A 4,726-nucleotide genomic window follows, 5' to 3' on the forward strand; every position below is an offset into this window, starting at 1 on the left:
AAATTTCACGAAGTTCAGCCTCATCATCGGCGAAACCTCCACCCGTTCCACCAAGTGTATAAGCTGGACGAACAACTAATGGATATCCTTCGCGGTTTGCGAATTCAACAGCTTCTTCTACTGTATGAACAATCATACTTTCTGGTACTGGCTCGTTGATTTCCTGCATTAAAGATCGGAACAATTCACGATCTTCTGCACGATTGATTGCATGTAGGTCTGTACCTAAAATTTCTACACCAAACTCATCTAAGATTCCATCTTCATGTAATTCTACAACTAGGTTTAATCCTGTTTGACCACCTAATGATCCTAAAATGGCATCGGGTCTTTCTTTATAAATAACGCGTTTTGCGAAATCTACAGTCAAAGGTTCAATATAAACACGATCCGCAATGGCAGTATCTGTCATGATTGTGGCAGGGTTTGAGTTAATTAAAATAACTTCATAACCTTCTTCCCGAAGAGATTGACATGCCTGACTTCCGGCATAATCAAATTCAGCTGCCTGACCAATGATAATTGGACCAGATCCGATAACTAAGATTTTTTTGATATCTGTACGTTTAGGCATTTTTATTCTCCTCCATTAATTCAATAAATTGATCAAACAAGTAACGAGAATCTTCAGGTCCTGCACTTGCTTCTGGATGATATTGCACCGCAAAACAAGGATAGTCTTTATGACGAACACCCTCACAGCTTTTATCGTTTAATGCTTGGTGTGTCATTTCCAAGCGCGTATCCTTCAAGCTATCAGTATCTACCGCAAAACCATGGTTTTGAGAAGTAATTTCTACTTTACCTGTTGAAAGATTAACTACAGGATGGTTAGCTCCACGGTGTCCAAATTTCAATTTATATGTTTTTGCACCACAAGCCAAAGATATCAACTGATGACCTAGACAAATTCCAAATACAACCGTTTGAGGAATCAATTCTTTAATCGTTTCAATAGCGACTTTTACATCGGTAGGATCACCAGGACCATTCGACAACATAACGCCATCTGGACGATAAGATAAGATTGTGCTTGCTGGTGTATCATATGGAACAATCACTAAATCGCATCCACGTTTTGATAGTTCACGAACAATACCTAATTTTGCCCCAAAATCCATCAATACAACTTTCTTACCACGATTTGGGATTGGGAATACTTTATTTGTCGAAACACGAGCCACTTGATCATGTAAAAAATCAGCGGCTTTTAAACCAGCAACTATCGCATCTACATTGGCATCCACATCAGCCATAACTGCCTTCATGGTACCTACGTTACGAATCTTCATTGTGATTTCACGTGTATCAATATCATAAATACCTGGAATATTTTCGCGTTTTAAGAAATCATCTAATGTTTCTGAACATCTGAAATTGCTTGGAAATTCACAATAGTCCTTAACGACAAATCCAAATACACATGGAACCATGCTTTCATTGTCATCACGATTGATTCCATAGTTACCAATCAATGGATATGTCATCATTACAATTTGCCCACAATATGAATTATCTGTTAAAATTTCTTGATAACCCGTCATTGACGTATTAAATACCAATTCACCAATTTGGAAGTTGTCACTACCAAACGCTGTTCCGCGATATACACTTCCATCCTCTAAAATCAAAAGTCTTTCCATAATTTGTCCTTTCTGTTATTTACTCAAAAAAAAGATTAGCAAACAATACATTGCCAATCTTTAAATGGAACCATTAAAAAGTATAGCACTACGAAGAATACTATTCATCTCAACCACTGACGTTTTTTTCATAAATAAAACTGGGTTCTTGATCATAGATATCCTCCTTTAAAAAAATCGCTATATTTTTTCTGTTTAGTATACTACCACAAATCATGAAAATTTCAATAAAAAAGTAAAAAAAGATGCGATTTCTCACACCTTATTTTGACATAGTTGCTTCAATTTCCTTGTATGTTTCAACAGGGTTTGCACTCTTAGTAATTGAACGACCCACTACGATATAATCACAACCTTGTTCTTTCGCAAATGCTGGAGTGGCAACACGTTTTTGATCATCTTTAGAATCACTTGCCAAACGAATACCAGGAGTAACTGTTAAGAAGTCTTCTCCACAAGCTTCGTGAATCGCCTTAGCTTCATGTACGGAACATACAACACCATCTAAGCCTGCTTCTTTGGCATTCTTCGCATATCTAATAACACAATCAATCACTTCACCTGGAATTCCTAATTCGTTATTCATAGCTTCTTTAGAAGTACTAGTAAGCTGAGTTACACCGATACACATAGGACGTTTTCCATCTTTAGCCCCTTCATTCAAACCATCAATGGCAGCCTTCATCATCGCAATACCACCAGCACAGTGTACATTGACAATATCTACACCTAAGTTCGCTAAGTTTTTCATTCCACCCTTAACTGTGTTGGGAATATCATGCAATTTCAAGTCTAAGAAAATATGGTGCCCCATTTCCTTCACTGTTTTTACCATTTCTAAACCACACGCATATGTTAATTCCATACCAATCTTTACATATACAGGTTCATCAAATTGTTTTAAGAAATCTACAACTTCTTCTTTGCTAGAAAAATCTAGTGCTACAATTGTCTTACTCATTATTTAAAACTCCTTCCAACTGCTTCTTCAATATTCTTATATCCATATTTCTCTAATACTTTTGGAAGATCCTCAATGATTTTTGGACATACATAAGGATCCACAAAGTTTTGGGCCCCCACTTCAACAGCACTTGCCCCAGCATTTAAGAATTCCAATACATCTTCTGCACAAGTAATTCCACCAACACCAATGATTGGAATATTTACAGCTTGTGCCACTTGATATACCATTCTTAAGGCAACTGGCTTAATGGCAGGACCAGAAAGACCACCTGTTACATTGGCAAGTAATGGTTTTCCCGTCTTCAAATTGATGCGCATACCCATTAAAGTATTGATCAATACAATGCCATCTGCACCGGCTTCTTCAACGGCTTCGGCAATTTCTACAATATTTGTTACATTTGGTGAAAGCTTCACATATACAGGTTTTGTAGCTGCATCCTTACAAATCTTTGTCACATGTGCTGCAAGCTCAGGTTTCGTTCCCAAACCAATACCACCATGTTTTACATTAGGACAAGAAATATTTAATTCATAAGCCTTGATTACTGGCTGATCATTTAATTTCTTGATAACCTCTACATAATCTTCTTCACATGCACCCGCCACATTGGCCATGATTTCTGTATCATACTGTGCAAGGAATGGAAGTTCGTTTTTGATAATTGAATCTACGCCCTTATTTTGTAGCCCAATCGCATTCAACATTCCCATTGGAGTTTCGGCAATTCTTGGTGTAGGATTTCCAAAACGCTCTTGTGGCGTAGCCGATTTAATGGCAATACCACCTAATACACTCAAATCATATAGTTCGGCATATTCTTTACCAAATCCAAAACATCCACTAGCTGGAATAATTGGATTTTTTAAATTTAATCCAGGTAGTTTTACTGAAATATCCATTATAAAGCCACCTTTCTCATTTCAAATACAGGACCATCTTTACATACACGTAATGAATGTCCTTCTACATCTTTCACAACACATCCCATACAAGCACCTAGACCACATGCCATACGAGCTTCTAATGAAATATAGCCTTCACTATATTGTTCGTTGATTGCCTTTAACATAGGTAAAGGTCCACAGCTAAGCACAAATGGACATGTCACATTGTTTTCTTTGATCGCATCCAATGCCGTCCCCTTTGTACCCAATGAACCATCCATGGTTGCGACATATACATCGCATCCTAAAGCCTTAAATTCATCCACATAGAATACGCTACCGGCATCATTTGCACCTAATACTACAGTTACACGTGCATCTTTACTTAAATATTGTTTGGCTGTTTCATATAGTGGTGGTACACCAACACCTCCACCAATCAACAAAACTTCTTCTTTATCTTCAATTGGAAACCCATTTCCTAAAGGACCAAAGATATCTAATTTTCCTTCAAGTTCAGTCATTTGTAAAGTACCTTCACCAAGCACCTTGTAGATAATGACTAAAACATCTTCCTTAATTTCACTAATCGATATGGGTCTTCGCAAATAGAAACCTGGAACTGTGATTTCAATGAATTGACCAGGCTTAGCTGTTTTAGCTAAGCCTGTTTTCAATTCCATCTTCCAAATATCATTTGCGATTTTGACATTCGATAGAATCTTCGCAAATTCCTGCATACTATTTCCCCATTTCATTCATAGAAACCATTGAGAAACTCAATGACTCTAAAACTTTCACCAATGCATTCGCTGTATCTAAACTTGTCATGCAAGAAATGTTATTTTCTGCAGATACACGACGAATCAAGAATCCATCGGCACTTGTGTTCTTCTTATTAGACATTGTGTTGATGACAAAGTTTACACGTCCATTACGAATAATGTCTAGAACGTTTTTACCATCTTCTGTTTCAATCTTGCTAGCACGGTGAACATACAATCCTTCTTTTTCAAATAGATCTGCCGTTCCCTTCGTCGCATAGATTCCATATCCGATATTTGCGAAACGTCTCGCCAATTCTAATGCTTCTTGTTTATTTTCATCATCAATTGTCATTAATACATTTCCATGTGTTGGAACACTCACACCACTGGCAACCAATGCTTTATATAATGCTTTTTCTAAGTTTACATCACTACCCAAAGCCTCACCTGTAGATTTCATTT

4 protein-coding genes and 2 pseudogenes are annotated in these 4,726 nt (G+C 37.1%); all 6 read right to left on the reverse strand.

The genetic code is table 11. The features are described 5' to 3' along the window. Positions 1–574: pseudogene (locus LJE08_RS12715) on the reverse strand (carbamoyl-phosphate synthase large subunit); the annotation flags it as partial. Beyond that, positions 567–1,646, reverse strand: a complete 1,080-nt coding sequence (gene carA, locus LJE08_RS12720; RefSeq protein ID WP_227403417.1) for a glutamine-hydrolyzing carbamoyl-phosphate synthase small subunit — start codon at positions 1,644–1,646, stop codon at positions 567–569. The pseudogene LJE08_RS12715 and the gene carA, both read right to left, overlap by 8 nt. Before the next feature lie 259 nt (positions 1,647–1,905). Then, on the reverse strand, positions 1,906–2,604 hold the full coding sequence (pyrF, locus tag LJE08_RS12725; RefSeq protein ID WP_117926750.1) for an orotidine-5'-phosphate decarboxylase: 699 nt from the start codon (positions 2,602–2,604) through the stop codon (positions 1,906–1,908). Then, positions 2,604–3,512, reverse strand: coding sequence for a dihydroorotate dehydrogenase (locus tag LJE08_RS12730; protein ID WP_222621033.1), 909 nt, complete (start codon positions 3,510–3,512; stop codon positions 2,604–2,606). Before LJE08_RS12730 ends, pyrF begins: the two co-directional genes overlap by 1 nt. Continuing rightward, complete coding sequence (locus LJE08_RS12735; protein WP_227403416.1) at positions 3,512–4,237, reverse strand: dihydroorotate dehydrogenase electron transfer subunit; 726 nt, start codon at positions 4,235–4,237, stop codon at positions 3,512–3,514. Before LJE08_RS12735 ends, LJE08_RS12730 begins: the two co-directional genes overlap by 1 nt. 1 nt (position 4,238) lies before the next feature. Further along, a pseudogene (locus tag LJE08_RS12740) lies at positions 4,239–4,726 on the reverse strand (carbamoyl-phosphate synthase large subunit); the annotation flags it as partial.

The sequence above is a fragment of the Holdemanella sp. DFI.5.55 genome (assembly GCF_020593575.1).
Taxonomy (GTDB): domain Bacteria; phylum Bacillota_I; class Bacilli_A; order Erysipelotrichales; family Erysipelotrichaceae; genus Holdemanella; species Holdemanella hominis.